We start from the raw sequence: 25,428 nt of genomic DNA, 5'->3' as shown, positions 1-25,428 counted from the left end.
TAACTGATGTAAAAAGGGAGTCGTTTTACAACGACTCCCTTTTATTTATTGGTTAGTAGGGTTATTCAACCCATTCCATTTCTTTCTGTGGTGTGCCCCAAATAGGCAAACCATCTTCAGACCACTCAATTGGCTGCACGCATGCGTGGCGGTTTGGATCCCACAGCGGATCACCTTCAATACCTTTGTAATTACGAGCATGGTAAATCATGTAATCTTTGCTGCCGTCTTTACTGGTGGTGAAACTGTTATGACCCGGTCCAAAGATGTTTTTTTCCTCTGCCGTTTCAAATATTGGGTTTGGAGATTTCGTCCAGTTTGAGGCGTTCATCAAATCCGCATTTTCATCAATCGAAAGCACACCCATGCAGTAACGTTCATCGGTTGCACTTGCGGAATAAGTGAGATGAATTTTTCCATGGCGGTGTAAAATCGCTGGGCCTTCGTTAACTAAGAAACCGCGAATTTCCCAATCAAATTCTGGTTTAGTCAGCAGTACTGGAGCACTTGAAAGTGTGGTCGGTGAATCCATCGTAGCGATATACAGACAAGAGTTGCCCGGAATCACTGCGTCTTTTTGAGCCCAAATGTAGTACCACTGGTCATTGTGTTTGTAGCAAGTCGCATCTAAACAGAAAGTGGAAAGGCCGCTATCAACCTGGATTGGTTCGCTCCATTCACCCGCTAAAGGATTGTCACTTTGTGTGGTGATGGCATACATACGATGTTGAAACGCATTATTAACGATTTCACGATTGGGTGCGGCAGCAAAGTAAATCGCCCATGTACCGTCAATGTAGTGGATTTCAGGTGCCCATATCAGATCAGAGTAAGCGCCAGTATCTGGTTTATGCCACACATCAACGATTTCCGTCGTTGTAGCCAATTGATGAATGTGTTCAGCTCGGCGAAGCTCCAGCCGGTTATATTCTGGTACCGACGCAGTGAAGTAGTAATAACCGTCGCTGTGCAGATAGACGAACGGGTCGGCTCTTTGCTCAACCAGTGGGTTTTTAATAATCATTATGGCTCCTAGCCATGAAATCATGGCAATACAACGTGGGGGCAGCCCCAGTAATCTTATTAATGCTTATGCCGACTCTCGGGGAATTAAATCACCCTCAATTTTCATCATCATGACTTCTGGTGGTGTTGATGAAAGCAGTGTCTCTACCGCAACTCGTCCCATTTCGTCATAAGGCAAATCAACAGAGGTGAGAGAAGGGGTGAGTTCACTCGCCAAGAGCTGGTTATCGTATCCAATAACCGCGACATCCTCAGGAATGCGAAGGTTGTGATGTGCAAGTGCCTGATACACACCAATCGCCATTAAATCACTGGCACAAAATATGGCGCGAGGTCGGTTAGCTTGTGAAAGTAAGTTTTCCGTTTCTAGGTAACTTTGTTTAACTGACCAGTTACCGGCTTTTATCCAGTTGTCATTTACCAAAATATCAACGTTGGTCAGCGCTTGACGGAAACCTCGTAAACGTTGGATAGAGGAATCTGACCAGCTTTCACCCGTAATCATGGCGATATCTTTGTATCCTTTGTTGACGAGGTACTCGGCAGCGCGATAGCCACCCAGAAAATCCGAAGTCAAAACACTCGGCACGTCTTGAACATAAAGGGGATTCGTGCAGTTTAGAAACAGCATTGGTAACTGACTATTGATGGTTGATTCAATTTGAGCTGGTGTGTTTGAAGCAACAATCAGAGCGTCATAACCGCTATTGTTGATTAAGGACAACATGCTGTTTTTGAGCTCATCATTGTCTTCATAGTCGAACACCGTAAGAATGGTATCCAGTTCCCAAGCGCGAACTTTAGCGGCAGTGATCGCGTTAATAAACGGATCGTGCATGTTCATGCTGTTGATTAATAGCGCTATGCGACGGTGAGATTGAGTGTGTAATACATTGGATTTGAACTTATAGTTCAGCTCTCTTGCTTTACTGAGCACTTTTTCTCGGGTTTCTTCAGAGACTTTTACGTTGTCTGAACCGTTCAAAATAACGGAAACCGTCGGTTGTGATACGCCCACTGCGGTGGCGATATCTAACATGGTGACCTTTTTTTTCTTTCGCATAGCTCTACTTCTTCTAGTAATACTTGTGTTCTTTGGAGTTGAGGTATTTCCATTGATGAAAAAGTCCCTCAACTTCAAAGATGCATGGTTATGACGTTGGCAATTACAAATTACTTAAAACGTCATTGATGCGACTTTCGGCATCTGCAAGTGCTTCATCCACGTCTTTTGAACCCATAATTGCTGCCGCTAATTCTTCACCAATAATGTCTTGCAGCGCCCATTGACGTTGCACGCCGGCTGGGAGTCCACGACCTGTCTGCGTGACGGACAGAATGTTTGAGCGGTGAGGGAGTGACAAGAATTTCTCATCTTTTAGCACACTCGATACGCTTGGTAGATGTCCTGTTCGTGCCCACTGACCGTCATTTTCAGCGAAGAATTTAAACAGTTTGGCTATCGCAGCGTCTTTTTCGTCATCGCGACGTTTGCTTGGTACAACCCATGAATGCCCATCTACGTAGTGAGCTTTTGCTCCTTTGTATAAAAATGGGTAAGGCACGGCTTCATAAGCGTTGTAAAAAGGACTGTCTGTCTGCGCTGCTTGTTCGTCGTATGCACTTAACAACCAGTTACCATTCAACAATATACCGCCTTGACCATTACTAAATGCAGAAACGGTTGCAGGGTAATCCATATTTTTGGTTGTTAAGTCTTCTTCGTAGATCGTTTTAAATAGATTTACGATGTTTTTTGCTTCAGGTGTTTGTAGCGATATTTTTTCTGGGTTAGCAAAGAAATCACTGTTTTGTTGGAATAGGTAAGTGTATAGAAGACGCGTATAAGAGGCTGTTTCATTAGACAAGATCTGAATGAAATAAGGTTTGCCTGTAGCTTGTTTAAACTGTCTTGCTTGAGCTAATAGCTCTTCAGGAGAGTTAGGAATAATGGGTTTTCCTTCACTATCAACCAGATTGGCTTGTTTCATCAACTTCATGTTTACGTGGTACAGCATGGTCCATGTGTCGATTGGTAGACCATAAAATTGGTCTTCACGGGTTACGCCATCCGTCGCTGTTGGCGTAAATATTGATTTATCGACATTCTCCATTTTCAAAAAGTCGTCAATAGGTACAATTAAGTTACGCGACTGATAGTCAGAAATTACAGAGTTATGCATAGTCACAACATCAGGTGGAGTACGAGAAGCCATTTGTGCGGTTAGCTGATCATATCCCGGCCATTCAACGGTTGTTACTCGTACGTCGATATCTGGGTTTTCAGCATCGAACTTGTTAAGCAAAGTGGTCATGATTCCACATTCGCCATTTGCCGCACTGACATCCACCGATTTTGCGTATTCTGCTTCGCAGGCACCAAAAACACGTTGAATGTTTAATTCCGTTTTTGCGATAGCATTGCCGGCAGACAGCATACAGCCAATGGCTAGTGACAATGTAGAGATGTAGGGTTTCATATCTAAAAGCCTTATTATTTTATTGTTTAAAGTTTACCTATTCATACGGCTTACTTGAGTAGGCGGTTTATGTAACGGTAAAGCTTATTCAAATCTGTCATTTCCTGATGTTGATGGTTTTATTTGTTCAGGAAAGTTCTACTGTTTCACTGCACCGCCAGCTACGGCAGTCACGATGTGTTTTTGGAAAAAAATGTAAACAAGGATGATGGGTATCGCCGAGAATATCGCTTGTGAACTTAAGAAGCCTAAACCTTCCGTTTGTGCAAAGTTGGTTTGCGACGATGCAATACCTATCGTGATGGTGTACATCGATTTGTCTGTGGCGGAGATCAACGGCCAGAAGTAATCGTTCCATGAGGTTAAGAACGTCAGAATGGCTAATGTTGCTTGCGCTGGAATAGTGAGTGGTAATAACACCTTCCAGAAAATCTTAAACTTTGAGGCGTTATCCATGATTGCAGCTTCATCGATTTCTTTTGGTATCGCTTTGAAAAATTGCGTCATCAAGAACACCCCAAAAGGCGCAGATAAGCCGGGTAAAATTAAGCCTAAATAGGTGTTGTGAAGCTGGAATTCACTAAACAACTGATGACGAGCGATAATAACCGCTTGCTCAGGCACGGCTAGGCCCATAAGCACAATCACAAACAGTGTTTTCTTCATTGGAAATTCGAGTCGAGCGAAAGCATAACCCGCTAAAGAAGACAACGTCAGCACACCCAGTGTCATGCAGCCGGATACAATCAAGCTGTTCATTAGCCAGTGAAACACTGACGAACTGCGAAATATGTCTAGGTAGTTTTGTAATGTGTATGGGAAATGGAAAACCGCATCCGTGCCTAACATCAACTCTTGGTTGTCTTTCAAACTTAGACCAAGCATCCAAAGAAACGGCGCGACCATAATCAGTGACAATACGAGCGTGAGCACTAGAATGGCACGGTTGGTTTTTTGAGAGTTCGGTTGATAGGTTATCTGTTTTTTTGCCGCAGATGAGTCGGCAATATCTGAAGATAGATTCATTTTTGTTGCACTCATCAAAGTTATCCTTTTTTACGGCTAATCATAAATTGAGCGATTGCAGCCACGAGGATGATCAGGAATAGGACTTGCGAAGCCGCAGCAGCCATACCAATATCCCAGCGACGGAAACCAGCATCGTAAATGAACATAACGATGGATCTTGATGTGTTGTTTGGTCCGCCGTTAGTCATAAGCAACGCTTGACCAAATAACTGGAACTGCATGACGATTTCGATAATCGTTACCAAGATAATGGTGCGGGTAATCGATGGCAGAGTGATTTTTCGGAATGTGGTCCATTTGCTGGCGTTATCCAGTTGCGCTGCCTCATACAAGTCTTTAGGTATTTGCTGAAGTGCGGCGGTAAACAGAATCATTGGCAAGCCCAAACACCACCAGATGGTCGCGATAGCAATAGATTTCAATGCCCAGTCTGGGCTCGATAAGAATGGGATAGCTTCCAAATTGAGCCAATTGAATACCATCGACATAAAGCCGTCATTTGGAATAAAAATGATGCGCCAAATCAGTGTTACCACTGTCACGGATAGAATAGTTGACGCAAAAAATACCCCACGCAGAATATTCGCGGTTCTGGTTTGCTGGTTCAGCGCCATCGCCAAACCTAAGCCAAGGACAACGAGGGCTGGTACGGTAAGTAAAACAAAGTAACAAGTGTTCCAGATGGTCTGGATGAATATCTTGTTGTCAAATAGTCGGACATAATTGCTCCAACCGACAAATTTCCCCGGGCCAAACAGGTCAACTTTCTGAAAACTTAGGTAAATTCCCCAAAAAAGCGGTAGTGCAATCATAAAAATAAACACGAGCAAATAAGGCGTGATAAAGAGGAAGTTACCCCAACGCTCCTTGGTGGAAGATTGCATTGCTCTCATAGCTCACCTCCGTGGTAGGCTTTTTCGCTTTCATCAAACAGATGAACGGAATCGAAATCGATATTTAAGCCAACATGCTGCTTTGTTTGGAGATGACGCTTACTGCTTGCTTCTGCAATCAGCATTTTTCCACTTTCTAATGAAACGTAAACCAGAGTGCGGTCGCCCAATCGCTCTATGAACGTTATCTTACCTGTCGCATGCGCTGGCTCGTCATTTTCAGTAATGACGATATCTTCGGCGCGAATGCCCATTTCAAATCGCTGACCTAAAGGTAAGCGGTGAGTATTGATGGTTGAGTGAATAGCAGCGAACTGATCAATATGGATAACGGCTTTTCCATTTAGCTCTTCTACTTTATCGACATCAAAGAAGTTCATTGCTGGAGAACCTACAAAGCCAGCGACGAATTTGCTTGCTGGGCGCTGGTAAATTTCGATAGGGGTACCGATTTGTTCAATGCCTTTGTTATTCAGAATGACGATACGATCAGCGAGGGTCATCGCTTCCACTTGGTCGTGAGTCACGTAAATCATAGTGGTGTTTACGCGTTGATGAAGTTGAGCCAGTTCGATGCGGGTACGACTACGAAGCGCAGCGTCAAGGTTAGATAGCGGCTCATCAAACAAGAATGCACTTGGTTCACGAACGATAGCACGGCCGATGGCAACACGTTGACGCTGACCACCAGAAAGCTCAGCAGGTTTGCGATTTAGCAGATGTTCAATTTCCAAAATGCGCGCAGCTTCAGATAAGCGTTGCTTAATAACAGACTTTTCAGTACCGATGTTTTTGAGACCGAAAGTCATGTTTTCTTCCACACTCATGTGTGGATAGAGAGCATAGTTTTGGAAAACCATTGAAATGTTACGATGACCTGGAGCCAACGTATCCAGACGTTTTCCGTCCATCCAAATTTCGCCGTCACTAAGGTTTTCTAGTCCCGCAATCATTCTTAAAAGGGTCGATTTACCACAGCCGGATGGACCAAGAAAGACAATAAATTCCCGTTCTTTTATATGGAAACTGATGTCATTTAAAACCATTGAACCATTATATGCTTTGGTTAGATTTTTAATCTCAATCGATGCTGCCATTGGTTCGTCCTTTGAATTTATACTTGTAGGGTGTTGTTTTTTTGTTTGAGTTAATAATATAGCTAATATTATTAGTTAATGGCGGTGAGTATTATAAAAGCAATAAGAGATCACAAAATGACCAGTCATGGGTGTGGGAAATAATTGTTGGATCACACTTAATGTGGATGATATGAAAGTGCTGGTTATTTAGACGTGTGAGTTGGATCAAAGTTAAATAAATGTTGAGTTAGATGATTGGCGCTCTAAATCTGGATCAAGTTGTTGCCTGAAAGGGAATAAAAAAGCCGAGTGCAATAATCACTCGGCTTCTTAAATTAGAGATACAGACAAACGTAATTATTTTTTCAGTTTGTGTGCGTCTGGGTTTTCTTTACAAGTACCGTCACCACACTTTCCGTACAAGTATAAGCTGTGGTTGGTCAACTGAACATTGTATTGCTGTGCAATCTCTCTTTGACGCTGCTCAATCACTTCATCAGAAAATTCAATTACTTCACCACAATCTAGACATACAAGATGGTCGTGATGGTGTTGAGTTGATAATTCAAATACTGACTTGCCGCCTTCAAAATGATGGCGAGTAACGATACCTGCATCATCAAATTGGTTTAGAACTCGGTAAACCGTAGCAAGACCGATCTCTTCGCCAAGATCAATTAGCTTTTTGTAGAGCTCTTCAGCACTAATATGTTGGCACTCAGGCTGTTGTAAAACTTCTAAAATCTTTAGCCTTGGTAGGGTTACTTTAAGACCAGCATCTTTTAGCGCTTGGTTATTGTCTGACATATATCTTCCCGTTGATGATCTGCAGTAAATAACAGAATTCAATGTTGCTCAACATTATAGGTTACTCGCACTGAACAATAAACCACGAAGTTCAGAGGGTTACTAGTGTTTTCTCTTAAAGTCGTGCTATGTCACTGATAAAAGTGATTAGACCAGTTACAATTATTTAACATTAATTCTGCTTTTTATTGGCGCCATATGCGAGTCCATTTGCGGGCGCAGGCGCAAAGCAATCTAGAGTCTAAGGCACGGATAGCATGAATAAAATACTCTCGAAGCTATATAAACCTAATATTGTGAAGTATGCATTGAATAGTTGGCCTCCGTTCTGGGGGGCGGGCATAAAAATTGAGTCTATTAGTACGGATTTTCGCGAAGCAAAAATGCGTTTGAAATTACGCTGGTGGAACAAAAATGCCAATCGAAGCCAATATGGGGGCAGTATTTTTTCTTTAACAGATCCGGTCTACTCTCTGATGTTAATGGGTATTCTTGGTGAGCAGTATTACGTTTGGGATAAAGAGGCGAGTATCAACTTCATAAAACCCGGACATTCAGATCTGTTTGCGGAATTTAGGATTACTGACGAGCAATTAAATTCGATTTTAAATATGACCGCGACAGGGGATAAGTGTTTTCCTGAATTCATTATTCACGTCAAGAATGCACGTGGTGAAGTCGTCTCTGAAGTGCATCGTAAATTGTACGTGCGTAAGAAACCTAAATATCGCGAAGGCGATGATGAAGCGTGTACTGAGTCGGTGAATTAACTCTGAGAGTATCAACTCTGACAGTTAAACTCGGGACAAGTTGATTCGCGTACTTGTTGTTTTTAATAGATAAAAATAAGCCCCTGCAATGCAAGGGCTTATTTTCAAGAGAAACGATTAGTCTTCTAGTTCAGCAAGACACATTTCTTCATAAACTTGTTGTACCCACTTAGTGACGCGCTCTTCTGTCAATTCAGGTTGGCGGTCTTCATCAATACATAAACCTACAAAGTGGTTTTCATCAACAAGTGCTTTAGACGCTTCAAACTCGTAGCCTTCTGTTGACCAGTTACCTACGATAGTTGCACCTTTTGCTTCAACGATGTCACGTACTGTACCCATCGCATCACAGAAGTATTCTGCATAATCTTCTTGGTCACCACAGCCGAAAATTGCAACCAGCTTAGTAGAGAAGTCAATGGCTTCTAGTTCTGGGAAAAAGTCATCCCAGTCACATTGAGCTTCACCATAATACCAAGTAGGGATACCTAGAAGTAAAAGATCGAAGTTATCGATGTCCTCTTTGCTGCTTTTCGCAATATCTTGAACATGAACCAGATTTTTACCGAGTTGTTTTTGAATCATCTTTGCAATCGCTTCGGTGTTACCTGTATCGCTACCAAAGAAGATACCTACACTTGCCATAGAGCCTTTACCTTTAAATTGTTATGGGTTGCGGGGAAATCGACGTGTTGGGGGAATTAACCCAAACCTGTGCCTTCCCAACTGAGTTGGATAAGACCTTTTGCGATAAAGCCTGCACAACCTAAAAATAGAACTAACCAAACAATACGACGGCCAAAAACTGGCACATTACCTTGTTTCAATACATCTTTAATCGCCATACCGATTAAGAAAAAGATAGATGCAAAAAGCAAGTCTAGCCCGATAGATTCGAGCATATTCATGTAGTCGTACAGCATGGGTATCCTTTATGCCAATTTGCTTGCGCGCACTATACCACTGTTATTAAGCAAAGTTAATGGATGCAACATTACCGAATTCACACTTAGTTGGCTTATTGGCTATAAATTGCTCTTTAGTCAATAAACTTACGAATGGCGCGTAATACTTCTGCTGGCTTTTCTGCATGTAACCAGTGGCCTGTGTTAGCGATGACGTGTGCTTTTGCCTGCTTAAACTGCGCTTGTATTTGAGGTTGATGCTCAGCAGTTAGATAGTCTGAGTTACCACCTTTAATAAACAGGGTTGGTACATCACAAGGGGCAATGGGTTCCCAGCCGATGATATTCCAGTAGTTCTGTTTGATGCTTGGTACATTGAATCGCCAAGTCATATGGTCATCTTGCTTGGTAAGCGATTTGCCCAAGAACTGGCGAATTCCGTCTTCTTCGAGGTGCTGGGCTAATAGCTCCATGACTTCACCGCGTGAAGAGGGTTTGTTTTCCAGTACGGAATCTAACCCTGCGATGACTGCATCATGTTTACGCTTGGTATATTTGACCGGAGACATATCAAGTACCACGAGTTTCTCTAGTCTCGAAGCATCAATATCAGCCAGCTTCATCGCAACTTTGCCACCCATCGAGTGACCAATCACAATCGCTTTTTCGATGTTAAGTGACTCAAGAAGCTGCTTTACATCATTAGCCATCACTGCATAGTCATGTTCGTCACTATGAAAGGATTGACCATGGTTGCGCAGGTCAATACTCAGTACTTGGTGATCGGTTTTTAAATCGCGGGCGAGTAAACCTAAATTGTCTAAGTTGCCAAATAAGCCGTGGATCAAAACAACGGTGTGACCCTCACCTTCGAGTTTATAATTTAGAAGTGCTGACATTTTATCTTATTAGTGATTGGTTTAACGTAGAGTCTCGGCAAAGATCTCGCTATAATCCCTCAGAGTTTAAACATTGAGATTGTGAAAAGCGAATGAAAACAATAGAGGTTGATGAGGATCTATACCGCTACATCGCGGGTCAAACCCTTCATATCGGTGAGAGCGCGTCTGATATTTTGCGCCGTCTGTTGGATGTAGATAACAAGAACACATCTTCTGCCAAGCCAGAAGCTCTTGCTGTAGCTGCTGAACCGAAAGGTATCGTTGTGAGTAAAGATGCTGCTCAAGAAACGAAAGTGGACAGCGTAAAAGAAATGCGCACTTTACTGATTTCTGATGAGTTTGCGGGATTAAAGAAAGCAGTCGACCGTTTTATGTTGGTGCTGTCTACACTTTACCGTATTGATTCGGCAAGTTTCTCTGACGCTATGTCAGTTAAAGGCCGTAAACGTGTGTATTTTGCTGATAACGAACAGACCTTATTGGCTAATGGTCAAACAACAAAGCCAAAAGCGATTCCTAACACGCCATTCTGGGTTATCACTAATAACAACACCAGCCGCAAACAACAGATGGTTGAGCAAGTGATGACGCTGATGAATTTCCCAGCAGACATTATCGAGAAAGTAACCAACGCTATCTAATACGAACGTTAACTACAAAGAGAACGTTCACTAAAGAGAAAGCGCGATCTAAATCTCGAACTGAAAAACAAAAAAGTCTGATTCAAACCTCATAATGCACAATACAAAGTTCGTATTATGAGGTTTTATTTTGTCTGAATTTTAGAAAGGATGTCATTATGGCTATGCACCCGCGTGCTGGGCAGAAAGCGCAACAAGAAGATTTACATAACATTCCTGCGTTAGTCGCAAACTACTTCCTACTCCAACCTGATCCAAGTAACTCTGCACATAAAGTAGAATTCGGTACTTCAGGTCACCGCGGCACAGCGGATAAATCTACCTTCAACGAAAATCATATTTTGGCGATTGCTCAGGCTGTGGTTGAAGTGCGTGCAGCACAAGGTACAAAAGGCCCTCTATTTGTTGGTAAAGATACTCATGCTCTTTCTGAACCTGCATTCAGCTCTGTGGTTGAAGTGCTGATTGCAAATGGTGTCGAAGTGATTGTGCAAGAGAACAACGGCTACACACCAACACCGGGTATTTCTCATGCGATCCTGACTTACAACTTAAAGCATGACGCGAAAGCAGACGGTATTGTGATCACACCGTCTCACAACCCACCTCAGGATGGCGGTATCAAATATAACCCAACTCACGGTGGTCCTGCGGAAGGTCAGTTAACCAAAGCTATTGAAGATCGTGCTAACGAGATCATTGCTAACAATATGCAAGACGTAAAACGTGTTGCGATTAGCGAAGCAAAACAATCTCCGCTGTTCAAACAAGTGGATTTGGTGAAGCCTTATATTGATGACTTGGTTAACGTTATCGATATGGAAGCGATTCAAAAAGCGAACCTGAAAATTGGTGTTGATCCATTAGGCGGAAGCGGTATCGATTACTGGCGTCAAATTGGTAAAGCATACAACCTAGATTTAACGCTGGTGAGCGAAGCAATTGACCCAACGTTCCAGTTTATGTCTTTAGATAAAGACGGTGTGGTTCGTATGGACTGTTCATCACCTTATGCAATGGCAGGTCTGCTTGCGCTTAAAGATGAGTATGATCTGGCATTTGGTAATGACCCAGATTACGACCGCCACGGTATCGTTACACCAAAAGGTTTAATGAATCCAAACCATTTCTTAGCAGTATGTATCGATTACCTATACCGCCATCGTGACGGTTGGGGCAAAGAGGTTGCTGTAGGTAAAACACTGGTATCCAGCGCGATTATCGATAAGGTTGTTGCGGATCTTGGTCGTGAACTGTGCGAAGTGCCAGTTGGCTTCAAATGGTTTGTTGATGGCTTATACAGCGGTAAATTTGGCTTTGGTGGAGAAGAAAGTGCAGGTGCTTCTTTCTTACGTAAAGATGGCACGCCTTGGTCAACGGATAAAGACGGCATCATCTTATGCTTATTAGCGGCTGAAATTACCGCCGTGACGGGTAAAAATCCTCAGCAATATTATGATGAATTAGCAGCTAAGCACGGTGAATCTCGCTACAACCGTATTCAAGCGGTAGCTAATGGTCCACAGAAAGACGTGTTAAGTAAACTTTCAGCTGAAATGGTTGCTGCTCAAACATTGGCTGGTGACCCAATTACGGCTCGTCTTACACATGCGCCGGGTAATGGTGCTGCGATAGGTGGTTTGAAAGTGACAACTGACTTCGGTTGGTTCGCCGCTCGTCCGTCAGGTACTGAAGATATCTATAAAATTTACTGCGAAAGCTTCAAAGGCGCTGAACATTTAGCTCAGATCGAGAAAGAAGCGCAAGAAATCGTAAATCAGGTGTTTAAAGCCGCTGGTTTATAGTTTTTGTTTGTTACGTGAATTTTAAATGAAGAGGGGCGACTAGGTCGCCTCTCTTTTTACATTTGAGATAGTGATAACTATATGGTTTGGTCTTGCGCTGGCCACGTTTCTGGCAATATAAACCAGAATACGCCCGATTCAGATTGGCAGTGAACAAATCCTTCCTGTGGATCTGAGTAGCGTTGAGAGGCTTCGTTTCTTCCTGTTAGCCACTGAGCTTTATCCAACAGATAGAGTGATTCTTTAATTAAATGAGCTTGTGATTGATAACACCAACGGCCTTGTATTTGATCGACGTTGATAGAGAAGCCTAAGCATTCATTGGGTACTGGTTCAGGGGTAAATGGGTTGATGTACAATCTGCCTTGCATAAGAAGGTGCTGTGAAGCGTTCGACCATAAAGGATGTTTCAACGAAAACTGTTCGCTGCTGGAAAGGGGTAACTGATGGTTGAGCATATGAGATAGTTTAAGGTCGAGTCTGTCTTCGGCATTCGGGCCATACCAAAGACCTTGATGAAGCAAATAGAATTTTACTGCGACTTCCCAGTGCTCAAATTGTTCGGTTTTGCGGTTTTTTAGAATGAAATCAACAGAACCTAATGTTTTACCTTCATGAACAAGCTGAATTTCTTCCGCAATAGCGCTGTAAGTAGGGGTGGATTTGAAAAGCTCAGAGCACAGGTGTTGATATAAAAATCCAAGTCGCTGGTTGCCTTGATATGCTGTCCATTTTCTTTGTACAGGCTTGGAAAACGGTGCCCTGCTTGCAATAGGTGGTGATGCTTTAAATATTGACGGGGTGGTTGTTACCCAATCAATTAACGGTTTTAAGTCCATATAGTTACCCGAGCATATTTCGACAATTTATTCTGAAATTGTTATAACCTCGTCATACCCATTAAGCAATGGAATTTGAGATGAATAATTTACAGTTTGAAGCGTTATTGAACGCGACTCTCTCTCCGCAACTAATTAAAGATTATTGCCCCAATGGTCTTCAAGTTGAAGGTCGAAAAGAAATCAAAAAAATTGTCACAGGTGTGACGGCATCCAAAGCTCTCATTGAAGAGGCAATAAAGATGAATGCGGATGCGATTTTGGTTCACCATGGATATTTTTGGAAAGGTGAAAACGAGGCGATTCGTGGTATGAAAGGCGAACGCATACGCCAATTGATAAAGAACGACATCAACTTATTCGCTTATCATTTACCCTTAGATATTCACCCTGAACTGGGCAACAACGCTCAGCTTGCTCAGCTATTAGAGATTGAAGTTGAAGGTGGACTGGAAGGCCATCCACAATCTGTGGCGATGTTTGGTCGGCTTGAGAAAGAAATGACGGGAGCAGAATTAGCGCAACGTATAGCTACTGTGTTAAATCGCGAGCCATTACATATCGAACCTGAATTGGCAGATAAGAAAATACTGCAAGTGGGTTGGTGTACTGGTGGTGGTCAGGATTTTATTGAGTTAGCGGCTTCACAAGGTATGGATGCTTTCATATCTGGCGAGATTTCAGAACGTACCACTTATTCGGCGAGAGAACTCAACATTCACTACTTTGCCGCAGGTCATCATGCAACTGAGCGATACGGCATCAAAGCGTTAGGTGAATGGTTAGCTGAACAACATGGATTTGATGTGACTTTTATTGATATTGATAATCCAGTTTAGTTGATAACAGAAATAAAAAGAGCGAGATATTATCTCGCTCTTTTTATTAGTACGTATTAATACGGAGTTATTCGCGCTCGTGTAGAGGCTCGAAGTCACGCATTGTAAGACCAGTATAAAGCTGACGCGGACGACCGATACGATTTTGAGGGTCGCTGTGCATTTCGTTCCAGTGTGCAATCCAACCGATAGTACGAGACATCGCAAAGATTACTGTGAACATTGATACTGGAATACCAATCGCTTTCAAAATGATACCTGAGTAGAAATCTACGTTCGGGTAAAGTTTCTTCTCGATGAAGTATTCATCTGATAGGGCAATACGCTCAAGCTCCATCGCCACATCCAATAGAGGATCCTTGATGTTAAGCTCTTTAAGCACGTCGTGACATGCTTCACGCATAACCGTAGCGCGAGGGTCATAGTTTTTGTAAACACGGTGACCGAAGCCCATTAGGCGGAACGGGTCATCTTTATCCTTAGCACGCTCAACGTATTCAGGAATCTTGTCTACAGAACCGATCTCTTCAAGCATACGTAGACATGCTTCGTTAGCACCACCGTGAGCAGGACCCCAAAGAGATGCGATACCTGCTGCAATACATGCAAACGGGTTAGCACCAGAAGAACCAGCTAGACGCACTGTTGAAGTTGATGCGTTTTGCTCATGGTCTGCGTGAAGGGTAAAGATTTTATCCATCGCGCGAGCAACCACTGGGTTAACGTCATACTCTTCACATGGTGTTGCGAACATCATGTGTAGGAAGTTTTCTGCATAGCCAAGATCATTACGTGGGTAAATAAATGGTTGACCTACAGAGTACTTGTAACACATCGCTGCCAACGTTGGCATTTTAGACAATAGACGGTACGCCGCGATTTCGCGGTGTTGGTCATTATTGATGTCTAAAGAGTCATGGTAGAAGGCTGCAAGTGCACCAACTACACCACACATAACGGCCATTGGGTGAGCATCACGACGGAAGCCGTGGAAGAAGCTTGCGATTTGCTCATGCACCATAGTGTGGCGAGTTACAATTTTCTTGAACTCTTCGTATTTTTCACGAGTAGGGGCTTCACCGTAAAGAAGGATGTAACACACTTCTAAATAGTCGGCATTATTGGCTAACTGATCGATAGGGTAACCGCGGTGTAGCAGAACACCTTTGTCGCCGTCGATGTAAGTGATTTGAGATTCACAGGATGCAGTGGCAAGAAAACCCGGGTCAAATGTGAAGTAGCCATTCGCTCCAAGTTTGCGAACATCGATTACTTGTGGGCCGATACTCCCGTCCATAATCGGCAGTTCAATTGGCGCTTTACCTTCAATATGAAGGGTCGCTTTCTTATCTGCCATAACAATCTCCTTTGTTTATTATTTAATCCGTCCAGGATGTTTTGTGTGCCTTTTTTTACGTCTGATCCACATCAAAGTCAATTTTCTTCATCTGATGTGTGCACTTTCTTTGATTTTTTATACATATAAAGTTAAAAATCTGTTCTATGTAGCAAAAATTGTTACATCAATTGTATTAGAATGTTGCCAGCCGTATATTGGCGCAGTTAATTTTGGTGGAAACCTTATAAATTCAAGGCTAGAAACAATTAGAATGAGAGGTTTTTATTCTGATTGTTAACAATTTATTTACAATTTAAGTGCTAGATATAGCGATTATTTGTTAAGTAAATGTTAAGTTTTATGGCTTTGCCACCAAAAAACATTCATAACTATAAATGCTCAATGGAGCTGAGTGAGCAAGCCCGTGAAAGAAAGAAAGTCAAGACCTGTTAATTTAGATTTACAGACCATTAGCTTTCCGATTAGCGCAATCGCATCAATCCTTCACCGTGTGTCAGGGGTTATTACGTTTGTCGCAGTCGGCATACTACTTTGGTTACTATCCTTATCATTATCTTCGCCACAAGGCTTCATGGACGCGAGTTATCTTGTAGGTGGTTTTTTCGCCAAGTTTATTCTTTGGGGAATTTTAACCGCTTTGGCCTACCACATTGCTGGTGGTATTCGTCATTTATTGATGGATCTTGGTCATTTCGAGGAGCTTGAATCTGGAGCAATGAGTGCGAAAGTTGCTTTCGGTGCAACAGCCGTTCTATCTGTATTGGCGGGGATCTTGGTATGGTAAAAAACGTTTCTTCATTCGGTCGCAATGGAGTTCATGATTTCTTACTAATTCGCTCTACCGCGATCATCATGACTCTTTATACGATCTATCTCGTGAGTTTCTGCGCTTTCACAGATATCTCATATGCCTCATGGACGTCCTTCTTCGGAGGAACGTTTACTAAAGTCTTCACAATGTTGGCGTTAGTTTCAGTACTTATCCACGGCTGGATTGGCTTATGGCAAGTACTAACTGACTACGTAAAGTGTTCTAAACTTCGTGGCGGTCTTCAATTAGTCGTCATTGCAATTCTGTTTGGGTACTTCTTCTCTGGCCTGTTTGTTTTGTGGGGTGCGTAAGTGACTATTCCTGTTCGTGAGTTTGATGCCGTAGTAATCGGCGCTGGTGGTGCTGGCATGCGTGCTGCGCTGCAAATTTCTGAGCAAGGCTTATCTTGTGCTTTGCTATCTAAAGTATTCCCAACTCGTTCACACACAGTATCTGCTCAAGGTGGTATTACCGTTGCTCTTGGTAACTCTCACAAAGATAACTGGCAGTGGCACATGTACGATACGGTAAAAGGTTCTGATTACATCGGTGACCAAAATGCTATCGAATATATGTGTAAGAACGGTCCTGAATCTGTTATCGAACTTGAGCGCATGGGTCTTCCATTCTCTCGTTTTGAAGATGGTTCAATCTATCAACGTCCGTTTGGTGGTCAATCTAAAGAGTTTGGTGGCGAGCAGGCTGCTCGTACGGCGGCTGCGGCTGACCGTACTGGTCACGCGCTACTGCACACTCTTTACCAACAAAACATCAAACATAAGACAACCATTTTCTCTGAGTGGTACGCACTGGATTTAGTGAAGAACCAAGATGGTGCCATCTTAGGTTGTACTGCTCTATGTATGGAAACTGGTGAGATTTGTTACTTCAAATCTAAAGCAACGATTCTGGCAACAGGTGGTGCGGGTCGTATCTACGCTTCTACGACTAATGCTCATATCAACACAGGTGACGGTGTCGGTATGGCACTGCGTGCTGGTGTACCAATGCAAGACATGGAAATGTGGCAATTCCACCCAACAGGTATTGCGGGTGCGGGTGTATTGGTAACTGAAGGTTGTCGTGGTGAAGGTGGTTACCTTCTAAATAAAGACGGCGAACGTTTCATGGAACGTTATGCTCCAAACGCAAAAGACCTTGCTGGTCGTGACGTTGTTGCTCGTTCAATGATGATTGAAATTCGTGAAGGTCGTGGTTGTGATGGTCCTTGGGGTCCACACATCAAGCTGAAACTGGATCACTTAGGTAGAGACGTTCTTGAGTCTCGTCTACCTGGTATCTGTGAGCTTTCTCGTACCTTTGCTCACGTTGACCCAGTAAAAGAACCAATTCCAGTTATTCCAACCTGTCACTACATGATGGGTGGTGTACCAACTCAAGTTTCTGGTCAAGCGATTAAGCAAGATGCTTCTGGTAAAGATATGGAAGTTCAAGGCTTGTTTGCTTGTGGTGAGATTGCATCTGTATCTGTTCACGGTGCAAACCGTCTAGGTGGTAACTCACTGCTTGACCTAGTGGTATTCGGTCGTGCAACCGGTCTTCACCTAGGTGAAACTCTTGCTGCGCAAGCAGAAGCTCGTCCAGCAACTGAATCGGATATCGAAGCCTCTCTAGCGCGTACCATGCGTTGGGAAAACAGCAAAGGCGGCGAAGACCCATTCCAAATCCGTAAAGACCTACAACGTTGTATGCAAAACAGTTTCTCGGTATTCCGTGAAGGTGATGCAATGGCACAAGGTTTAGAAGAGCTGAAAGTGATTCGTGAGCGTCTGCAAGAAGCTCATCTTTCAGATAAGTCTTCTGAGTTCAACACTCAGCGTATTGAGTGTCTAGAGCTGGATAACTTGATGGAAACAGCATTCTCAACGGCTGTTGCGGCGAACTACCGTACAGAAAGCCGTGGCGCACATGCTCGCTTCGATTTCCCAGACCGTGATGATGCTAACTGGCTATGTCACTCTATCTACAACCCTGAGACGGAACAGATGAGCAAGCGTGATGTAAACATGACGCCTGTACATCGTGAAGCGTTCCCTCCAAAAATCCGTACATACTAAGGGAGGATTAACCAATGAAATTGAACTTCTCTTTGTATCGTTACAACCCGGATGTAGACAACAAGCCGTATATGAAAGAGTATGTGCTTGAGGTTGAAGAAGGCTCGGATATGATGGTTCTTGATGCACTGATTTTGCTGAAAGAACAAGATCCTACAATCGCATTCCGTCGTTCATGTCGTGAAGGTGTTTGTGGTTCCGATGGTTTAAACATGAATGGTAAAAACGGTCTGGCATGTATCACGCCTTTATCTGCACTTAAAGGCAGTAAAATTGTGATTCGTCCACTACCTGGTTTGCCAGTTGTTCGTGACTTGATCGTTGATATGACCCAGTTCTATGACAACTACGCAAAAGTGAAACCGTTCCTGATCTCTGAAGGTGATTTACCTCCTTCACGTGAAAACTTACAGTCTCCTGAAGAGCGCGCGCATTTAGATGGTCTGTACGAATGTATCATGTGTGCATGTTGTACAACTTCATGTCCTTCGTTCTGGTGGAATCCTGATAAGTTTATTGGTCCTGCAGGTCTTTTAGCTGCTTATCGATGGTTAATTGATAGTCGTGACACTGCGACAGATGAACGCTTATCTAATCTTGATGATGCATTTAGCGTTTTTCGTTGCCATGGCATCATGAATTGTGTAAGTGTCTGTCCTAAAGGGTTAAATCCGACGAAAGCAATCGGTCATATTAAATCAATGCTGATTAATCGTTCTGTTTAAATAGTCACAAGATTGCAGGCTCTAGGGCCTGCCTTTGTAGCTCGGCATAGACCGAAGCAAACGTGAAACCTACTAGTTAAGGGAAAATAATGCACAACGGCGTGATGAAGGCATGGCTCGAGTCTTCACACTTGGCTGGCGCCAATGCAACTTATGTAGAAGATATCTACGAACTGTATCTAAGTGATCCCGATCTGGTAAGTGAGGAGTGGAAACGTGTTTTTGATGGTTTGCCTACGCAGCCTGAAAATGTGGTTGAACAGCCGCATTCACGTGTCCGTGATTACTTCCGACGACTCGCTCAAGAGACAAAGCATTACAATGTCCAAGTTAGTGACCCCGAAGTCGATGCAAAACAAGTAAAAGTATTACAGCTTATCAATGCTTACCGCTTCCGCGGACATGAAGCTGCTAAACTTGACCCCCTAAATTTGTGGAAACGCCCACCAGTGGCGGAATTGGATCCTGCTTTCCACAATCTTACCGAAGATGATATGGAAGAAACTTTTAACGTTGGTTCTTTTGCCGTTGGCACAGAAACCATGAAGTTAAAGGACATCTACAAATCTCTAGAACAGACTTATTGTGGTTCTATCGGTGCTGAATACATGCACATGACAGACACTGAGCAAAAGCGTTGGATCCAACAACGTTTAGAATCAGTAGTAGGTCAGCCATCTTTCACTCTCGAAGAGAAAAACACTTTCCTTGATGAATTAACTGCAGCGGAAGGCCTTGAGCGCTATTTAGGCGCAAAATTCCCAGGCGCGAAACGATTCTCACTGGAAGGTGGTGATGCATTAATCCCAATGACTAAAGAGCTGATCCGTCATGCCGGTAAAAACGGTATGCGTGAAGTTGTTGTTGGTATGGCGCACCGTGGTCGCTTGAATATGCTTGTTAACGTTTTGGGTAAAAAACCTCAAGATTTGTTTGATGAGTTTGCTGGCAAGCACGACGAAACATGGGGTACAGGTGACGTTAAATACCACCAAGGTTTCTCAGCGGATTTCGCAACTCCAGGTGGCGATGTTCACTTAGCACTGGCGTTTAACCCTTCTCACCTTGAGATTGTAAACCCAGTAGTTATGGGCTCTGTGCGCGCACGTCAAGATCGTCTAGGCGATGAAGATGGTAGCAAAGTACTTCCTATTACTATTCACGGTGACTCTGCTGTTGCGGGGCAAGGTGTTGTAGCTGAAACATTTAACATGTCATTGGCTCGCGGTTACTGTGTTGGTGGTACGGTTCGTATCGTGGTTAACAACCAAGTTGGTTTCACGACTTCAAACCCTCGCGACACTCGTTCAACCATGTACTGTACTGACATCGCGAAAATGGTTCAGGCGCCAATCTTCCACGTTAACTCAGACGATCCAGAAGCGGTTGCGTTCGTAACACGCATTGCACTGGATTACCGTAATGAGTTCAAACGTGACGTCGTGATTGACCTTGTTTGTTATCGTCGTCATGGACACAACGAAGCTGATGAGCCAAATGCAACTCAGCCTCTGATGTACCAGAAAATCAAAAAACACCCAACACCACGTAAGCTATACGCTGATGTGCTGATCGATCGTAAAGAATGCGATATTGAGACAGCCACTCAATTGGTGAATGAATATCGTGATGCATTGGATCGTGGTGAAGTCGTCGTTAAAGAATGGCGCCCAATGGCAATGCACTCTGTAGACTGGTCTCCGTACTTAGGTCACGATTGGAATATTGATTGGGATAGCCAAATTGATCTTGATCGCCTGAAAGAGCTTGCAACACGCACTTGTTCGCATCCAGAGAGTCATAAGCTTCAAAGTCGTGTAGAAAAAATCTACAACGACCGTAAGGCTATGATTACTGGTGAGAAAAAACTTGATTGGGGTATGGCGGAAACTTTGGCTTACGCAACTTTGGTTGATAATGGTAAGCGAATTCGTATCTCTGGTCAGGACTCTGGACGTGGCACGTTCTTCCACCGTCATTCGGTTCTACACAACCAAACAGACGCGAGCACGTACATTCCTTTAGCGAATATTCATGACAACCAAGGTCCATTTGAAGTTTTGGACTCGGTGTTATCTGAAGAAGCAGTATTGGCATTTGAATATGGTTATGCGACAGCTGAACCTAGTGGTTTAACCATTTGGGAAGCTCAGTTTGGTGACTTTGCCAACGGTGCGCAGGTTGTTATCGACCAATTCATCTCTTCTGGCGAACAGAAGTGGGCTCGTCTATGTGGTTTGACTATGCTGCTGCCTCACGGCTACGAAGGTCAAGGCCCAGAGCACTCGTCTGCACGTCTAGAACGTTACCTGCAGCTATGTGCAGAGCAAAACATGCAAGTTATCGTACCTTCTACACCAGCACAGGTTTATCACATGCTGCGTCGTCAGGTTGTACGTAAGATGCGTCGTCCGCTCATTGTTATGTCACCAAAATCTCTGCTTCGTCATCCTCTATGTGTGTCAAGCATGGAAGAGCTAGCGCAAGGTACATTCTTGCCAGCTATCGGTGAAATTGACGATTTGAACCCTGCTAACGTTAAACGCGTTGTATTCTGTTCAGGTAAAGTTTACTACGACTTGTTAGAGCAACGTCGTAGCAATGAACAAGATGATGTTGCTATCGTTCGTATTGAACAGCTTTACCCATTCCCGATGGAAGAAGTACAAGCGGCTATCGAACAATACACTAACGCTGTTGATTATGTATGGTGTCAGGAAGAGCCTCAAAACCAAGGCGCTTGGTACTGTAGTCAACACAATTTCCGTGCGGCGATCCCAGCAGGCGCCGATTTGAAATATGCAGGCCGTCCTGCTTCTGCATCACCAGCAGTAGGCTATATGTCGGTACACTTGAAGCAGCAGAAAGCGTTAGTTGATGACGCTCTGAACATAGCTTAAGAACTAGAAGTAAAAGGAAGACACAGATATGACAATTGAAATTCTGGTTCCAGACTTACCTGAATCAGTAGCGGACGCAACTGTCGCGACTTGGCACAAGAAACCGGGCGACATGGTTGCTCGTGACGAAGTCATTGTTGAAATCGAAACTGATAAAGTTGTTTTAGAAGTACCAGCTCCGGAAGAAGGTGTACTAGAAGCGATTCTTGAAGAAGAAGGTGCAACCGTTCTTTCTAAACAACTACTTGCACGCCTAACTCCTGGAGTTGTTGCAGGCGAGCCAACTAAAGACTCTGCGGATTCAAGCGAAGCTTCTCCAGATAAACGTCACAAAGCGACGTTGACTGAAGAAACGAACGATGCGCTAAGCCCAGCAGTTCGTCGTCTGCTTGCAGAACACAACCTAGAAGCGAGTGACGTGAAAGGTTCTGGTGTAGGCGGTCGCATTACTCGTGAAGACATCGAAGCACACCTAGCATCGAACAAAGCAGCACCAGCTCCTGTTGCTGAAGCAGCAGCGCCAGCACCTGTTGCAGCTCGTAGTGAAAAACGCGTGCCGATGACTCGCCTTCGTAAGCGTATTGCAGAGCGTCTGCTTGAAGCGAAGAACAGCACTGCAATGTTGACGACGTTCAACGAAGTGAACATGAAGCCTATTATGGATCTTCGTGCGCAGTATCAAGACCAGTTTGAGAAGCGCCACGGTATTCGTCTTGGTTTTATGTCTTTCTACGTGAAAGCCGTAACAGAAGCTCTAAAACGTTACCCAGAAGTGAATGCTTCATTGGATGGCGACGATGTCGTTTACCACAACTTCTTTGATATCAGCATTGCGGTATCAACACCTCGTGGTTTGGTGACGCCAGTGCTTAAAGATGCGGATACCCTTGGTTTTGCTCAAGTGGAAAAAGGCATCAAAGAACTCGCACTTAAAGGTCGTGACGGTAAGTTGACGGTAGATGAATTAGTGGGTGGTAACTTCACTATCACTAACGGTGGTGTATTTGGCTCGCTAATGTCTACGCCAATCATCAACCCACCACAAGCGGCAATCTTGGGTATGCATAAGATTCAAGATCGCGCAATGGTAGTGGACGGTAAGATTGAAATCTTACCTATGATGTACCTAGCTCTATCTTACGACCACCGTTTAATCGATGGCCGTGAGTCAGTAGGCTTCCTAGTAACCGTTAAGGAACTACTAGAAGACCCTGCACGTCTGCTATTAGACATTTAATATCGCTAAAACGTCTAGTTACCCTAGGGTGACTAGACGCCCATAGCGCCCAAGGCTAGACTGCCCAACATCTGGCCTTCATCTAAGTTTCAACGACTTATTTGTAAAGCCCTACGAACGCAAACGCAGCCAAGACTGTAGCGTTATGGAAATAATAATTCCTTCAAAGGAAGAACAAACGGAATATCAAAATGAATTTGCATGAATACCAAGCCAAACAGCTGTTTGCAGAATTTGGATTGCCTGTACCCGAAGGTTATGCATGTGATACGCCACAAGAAGCTTTCGAAGCTGCTGGCCGTATCAGTACAGCGAAAAAAGTCGTTAAGTGTCAGGTTCACGCAGGTGGCCGCGGTAAAGCGGGTGGTGTAGAACTTCACGACACTAAAGAAGGCGTTAAAGAGTTCGCTCAAAAGTGGCTAGGTAAAAACCTAGTAACTTATCAAACAGATGCAAACGGTCAGCCTGTTGCTAAGATTCTGGTTGAAGAAGCGTCAAACATCGCAAATGAATTGTACCTAGGTGCAGTTGTTGACCGTGCTACACGTAAAATTGTGTTCATGGCGTCAACAGAAGGTGGTGTAGAAATTGAAAAAGTTGCTGAAGAGACTCCAGAGTTAATTCACAAAGCAGCGATTGATCCACTCGTAGGCCCACAAGCTTACCAAGGTCGTGAACTTGCGTTCAAACTAGGCCTTGCTGGTGACCAAATTAAACAATTCGTTAAGATCTTTATGGGTCTTGGCCAAATGTTCTCTCAGTACGATCTAGCTCTACTAGAGATCAACCCTCTTGTGATTACTGGCGAAGGCAACCTATTGTGCCTCGACGGTAAAATCAATATCGACTCAAACGCTATGTACCGTCAACCTAAACTGCGTGAAATGCACGATCCTTCACAGGAAGACGAGCGTGAAGCACACGCAGCTCAGTGGGAACTGAACTACGTAGCTCTAGACGGTAACGTTGGCTGTATGGTTAACGGTGCTGGTCTAGCAATGGGTACAATGGACATTGTTAACCTACACGGTGGCAAACCTGCAAACTTCCTAGATGTAGGTGGTGGTGCAACGAAAGAGCGTGTAGCTGAAGCATTCAAGATCATCCTATCTGATGACAATGTGAAAGCCGTTCTAGTAAACATCTTTGGTGGTATCGTACGCTGTGACATGATCGCAGAAGGTATTATCGGAGCAGTGAAAGAAGTTGGCGTAAGCGTTCCAGTTGTTGTTCGTCTAGAAGGTACGAACGCGGAGCTTGGTCGTGAAGTTCTTGCAAGTTCTGGTCTTGATATCATTGCAGCTGAGTCTCTAACTGACGCAGCTCAAAAAGTTGTTGCTGCTGCGGAGGGCAAATAATGTCTGTACTTATTAACAAAGATACTAAAGTGATCTGCCAAGGTTTTACTGGCGGCCAAGGTACTTTCCACTCTGAGCAAGCGATCGCTTACGGAACGCAAATGGTTGGTGGTGTTTCTCCAGGTAAAGGTGGTCAAACTCACCTAGGTCTACCTGTGTTCAACACTGTACGTGAAGCAGTAGAAGCAACAGGCGCTACAGCGACGGTTATCTACGTACCAGCAGCATTCTGTAAAGATGCAATTCTAGAAGCTATTGATGCAGGTATTCAGCTAATCGTAACGATCACTGAAGGCATCCCAACTATCGATATGATCGATGTGAAAGTGAAGCTGGAAGAAACTGGCGTACGTATGATCGGTCCAAACTGTCCGGGTGTTATTACGCCGGACGAATGTAAGATCGGTATCATGCCTGGTCACATTCATAAGAAAGGTAAAGTAGGTATCGTATCTCGTTCAGGTACTCTGACTTATGAAGCGGTTAAACAGACTACTGACGAAGGTTTTGGCCAGTCAACGTGTGTCGGTATCGGTGGTGATCCAATTCCGGGTTCAAACTTTATCGATATTCTAAAACTGTTCCAAGAAGACCCAGAGACTGAAGCAATCGTAATGATTGGTGAAATCGGTGGTACAGCGGAAGAAGACGCAGCAGCGTTCATCAAAGAAAACGTGACTAAGCCTGTTGTTTCTTACATTGCAGGTGTAACTGCTCCTCCGGGTAAACGTATGGGCCACGCGGGCGCAATCATTTCTGGTGGTAAAGGTACAGCGGAAGAGAAATTTGCTGCACTTGAATCTGCTGGCGTGAAAACGGTTAAGAGCCTAGCGGACATCGGTAAAGCTCTGCGTGAAGTTACCGGTTGGTAATCTCATTCAAGATAAAGAAAACCCAAGCTCAGGCTTGGGTTTTTTATTGGAAGCGCTAAGGTATTAAAGAAA

24 protein-coding genes are annotated in these 25,428 nt (G+C 43.8%); 12 read left to right on the top strand and 12 right to left on the bottom strand.

Going from position 1 to position 25,428, the window contains the following annotated elements:
• Positions 1 to 61: 61 nt before the first annotated feature.
• The 7 genes from L3V23_RS02725 to fcrX form a co-directional block, all read right to left on the bottom strand.
• Complete coding sequence (locus tag L3V23_RS02725) at positions 62 to 1,024, bottom strand: family 43 glycosylhydrolase (RefSeq protein WP_102966666.1); 963 nt, start codon at positions 1,022 to 1,024, stop codon at positions 62 to 64.
• A gap of 66 nt (positions 1,025 to 1,090) precedes the next feature.
• Positions 1,091 to 2,089, bottom strand: coding sequence for a LacI family DNA-binding transcriptional regulator (locus L3V23_RS02720; protein WP_219725479.1), 999 nt, complete (start codon positions 2,087 to 2,089; stop codon positions 1,091 to 1,093).
• Positions 2,090 to 2,192: 103 nt separating this feature from the next.
• Positions 2,193 to 3,506 (bottom strand): extracellular solute-binding protein, encoded by a 1,314-nt coding sequence (locus L3V23_RS02715; protein ID WP_102966667.1) that lies wholly within the window; start codon positions 3,504 to 3,506, stop codon positions 2,193 to 2,195.
• 138 nt (positions 3,507 to 3,644) lie between these two features.
• The gene (locus L3V23_RS02710) at positions 3,645 to 4,547 is read right to left on the bottom strand and encodes a carbohydrate ABC transporter permease (RefSeq protein WP_217995507.1); all 903 of its coding nucleotides are present in this window, start codon (positions 4,545 to 4,547) and stop codon (positions 3,645 to 3,647) included.
• A gap of 5 nt (positions 4,548 to 4,552) precedes the next feature.
• On the bottom strand, positions 4,553 to 5,428 hold the full coding sequence (locus tag L3V23_RS02705; protein ID WP_219725641.1) for a sugar ABC transporter permease: 876 nt from the start codon (positions 5,426 to 5,428) through the stop codon (positions 4,553 to 4,555).
• Positions 5,425 to 6,525, bottom strand: a complete 1,101-nt coding sequence (ugpC, locus tag L3V23_RS02700; RefSeq protein WP_102966668.1) for a sn-glycerol-3-phosphate ABC transporter ATP-binding protein UgpC — start codon at positions 6,523 to 6,525, stop codon at positions 5,425 to 5,427. Before ugpC ends, L3V23_RS02705 begins: the two co-directional genes overlap by 4 nt.
• A 339-nt stretch (positions 6,526 to 6,864) precedes the next feature.
• A complete protein-coding gene (fcrX, locus tag L3V23_RS02695; RefSeq protein ID WP_042483943.1) occupies positions 6,865 to 7,314 on the bottom strand; it encodes a ferric iron uptake transcriptional regulator FcrX in 450 nt (149 codons plus the stop codon).
• A 257-nt stretch (positions 7,315 to 7,571) separates the two neighbouring features.
• On the opposite strand from fcrX, the gene L3V23_RS02690 reads away from it, so the two are divergent.
• Positions 7,572 to 8,084, top strand: coding sequence for a DUF4442 domain-containing protein (locus L3V23_RS02690; protein ID WP_042483940.1), 513 nt, complete (start codon positions 7,572 to 7,574; stop codon positions 8,082 to 8,084).
• Between the two features lie 117 nt (positions 8,085 to 8,201).
• On the opposite strand, the gene fldA is transcribed toward L3V23_RS02690, so the two are convergent.
• The 3 genes from fldA to L3V23_RS02675 form a co-directional block, all read right to left on the bottom strand.
• The gene (fldA, locus tag L3V23_RS02685; RefSeq protein ID WP_042483937.1) at positions 8,202 to 8,729 is read right to left on the bottom strand and encodes a flavodoxin FldA; all 528 of its coding nucleotides are present in this window, start codon (positions 8,727 to 8,729) and stop codon (positions 8,202 to 8,204) included.
• Between the two features lie 56 nt (positions 8,730 to 8,785).
• Positions 8,786 to 9,007, bottom strand: a complete 222-nt coding sequence (locus tag L3V23_RS02680; protein ID WP_039424790.1) for a DUF2788 domain-containing protein — start codon at positions 9,005 to 9,007, stop codon at positions 8,786 to 8,788.
• Positions 9,008 to 9,123: 116 nt separating this feature from the next.
• Positions 9,124 to 9,888 (bottom strand): alpha/beta fold hydrolase, encoded by a 765-nt coding sequence (locus tag L3V23_RS02675; protein ID WP_102966670.1) that lies wholly within the window; start codon positions 9,886 to 9,888, stop codon positions 9,124 to 9,126.
• Between the two features lie 92 nt (positions 9,889 to 9,980).
• Here L3V23_RS02675 and seqA point away from each other — a divergent pair, with 92 nt between their 5' ends.
• Positions 9,981 to 10,532: a replication initiation negative regulator SeqA gene (gene seqA, locus L3V23_RS02670; RefSeq protein ID WP_237291902.1), complete on the top strand. Its 552-nt coding sequence runs from the start codon at positions 9,981 to 9,983 to the stop codon at positions 10,530 to 10,532.
• Between the two features lie 158 nt (positions 10,533 to 10,690).
• Positions 10,691 to 12,337 (top strand): phosphoglucomutase (alpha-D-glucose-1,6-bisphosphate-dependent), encoded by a 1,647-nt coding sequence (pgm, locus tag L3V23_RS02665; RefSeq protein WP_042483924.1) that lies wholly within the window; start codon positions 10,691 to 10,693, stop codon positions 12,335 to 12,337.
• Between the two features lie 77 nt (positions 12,338 to 12,414).
• Here pgm and L3V23_RS02660 read toward each other — a convergent pair whose 3' ends face one another.
• Complete coding sequence (locus L3V23_RS02660) at positions 12,415 to 13,176, bottom strand: DUF1853 family protein (RefSeq protein ID WP_102966672.1); 762 nt, start codon at positions 13,174 to 13,176, stop codon at positions 12,415 to 12,417.
• A gap of 80 nt (positions 13,177 to 13,256) precedes the next feature.
• On the opposite strand from L3V23_RS02660, the gene L3V23_RS02655 reads away from it, so the two are divergent.
• The gene (locus tag L3V23_RS02655) at positions 13,257 to 14,015 is read left to right on the top strand and encodes a Nif3-like dinuclear metal center hexameric protein (protein WP_180980333.1); all 759 of its coding nucleotides are present in this window, start codon (positions 13,257 to 13,259) and stop codon (positions 14,013 to 14,015) included.
• 67 nt (positions 14,016 to 14,082) lie between these two features.
• On the opposite strand, the gene L3V23_RS02650 is transcribed toward L3V23_RS02655, so the two are convergent.
• Positions 14,083 to 15,372 (bottom strand): citrate synthase, encoded by a 1,290-nt coding sequence (locus L3V23_RS02650; protein ID WP_042483918.1) that lies wholly within the window; start codon positions 15,370 to 15,372, stop codon positions 14,083 to 14,085.
• 394 nt (positions 15,373 to 15,766) lie between these two features.
• Between L3V23_RS02650 and sdhC the strand changes: the two genes are divergently transcribed.
• From sdhC to sucD, 8 genes are all read left to right on the top strand, one after another.
• On the top strand, positions 15,767 to 16,159 hold the full coding sequence (sdhC, locus tag L3V23_RS02645; RefSeq protein WP_102966674.1) for a succinate dehydrogenase cytochrome b556 subunit: 393 nt from the start codon (positions 15,767 to 15,769) through the stop codon (positions 16,157 to 16,159).
• Positions 16,153 to 16,497, top strand: a complete 345-nt coding sequence (gene sdhD, locus L3V23_RS02640; RefSeq protein ID WP_042483912.1) for a succinate dehydrogenase, hydrophobic membrane anchor protein — start codon at positions 16,153 to 16,155, stop codon at positions 16,495 to 16,497. Before sdhC ends, sdhD begins: the two co-directional genes overlap by 7 nt.
• Entirely contained in the window at positions 16,498 to 18,264 is a 1,767-nt protein-coding gene (gene sdhA / locus L3V23_RS02635) for a succinate dehydrogenase flavoprotein subunit (RefSeq protein WP_042483910.1), read from the top strand.
• Positions 18,265 to 18,278: 14 nt separating this feature from the next.
• On the top strand, positions 18,279 to 18,989 hold the full coding sequence (locus L3V23_RS02630; protein WP_042483907.1) for a succinate dehydrogenase iron-sulfur subunit: 711 nt from the start codon (positions 18,279 to 18,281) through the stop codon (positions 18,987 to 18,989).
• Positions 18,990 to 19,078: 89 nt separating this feature from the next.
• Positions 19,079 to 21,889, top strand: coding sequence for a 2-oxoglutarate dehydrogenase E1 component (gene sucA / locus L3V23_RS02625; RefSeq protein WP_042483904.1), 2,811 nt, complete (start codon positions 19,079 to 19,081; stop codon positions 21,887 to 21,889).
• Between the two features lie 28 nt (positions 21,890 to 21,917).
• Positions 21,918 to 23,126, top strand: coding sequence for a 2-oxoglutarate dehydrogenase complex dihydrolipoyllysine-residue succinyltransferase (odhB, locus tag L3V23_RS02620; protein ID WP_042483902.1), 1,209 nt, complete (start codon positions 21,918 to 21,920; stop codon positions 23,124 to 23,126).
• A 191-nt stretch (positions 23,127 to 23,317) separates the two neighbouring features.
• The gene (gene sucC / locus L3V23_RS02615; RefSeq protein WP_042483897.1) at positions 23,318 to 24,484 is read left to right on the top strand and encodes an ADP-forming succinate--CoA ligase subunit beta; all 1,167 of its coding nucleotides are present in this window, start codon (positions 23,318 to 23,320) and stop codon (positions 24,482 to 24,484) included.
• Positions 24,484 to 25,356: a succinate--CoA ligase subunit alpha gene (sucD, locus tag L3V23_RS02610; RefSeq protein ID WP_102940821.1), complete on the top strand. Its 873-nt coding sequence runs from the start codon at positions 24,484 to 24,486 to the stop codon at positions 25,354 to 25,356. The genes sucC and sucD overlap by 1 nt, the downstream gene beginning before the upstream one ends.
• Positions 25,357 to 25,428: the final 72 nt, after the last annotated feature.

Origin of the sequence: Vibrio sp. A1-b2 (genome assembly GCF_021726015.1) — a bacterium.
GTDB lineage: Bacteria > Pseudomonadota > Gammaproteobacteria > Enterobacterales > Vibrionaceae > Vibrio > Vibrio diazotrophicus.
Note: the sequence above shows the minus strand (reverse complement) of the source record. Positions and strands in the feature narration are given on the sequence as shown.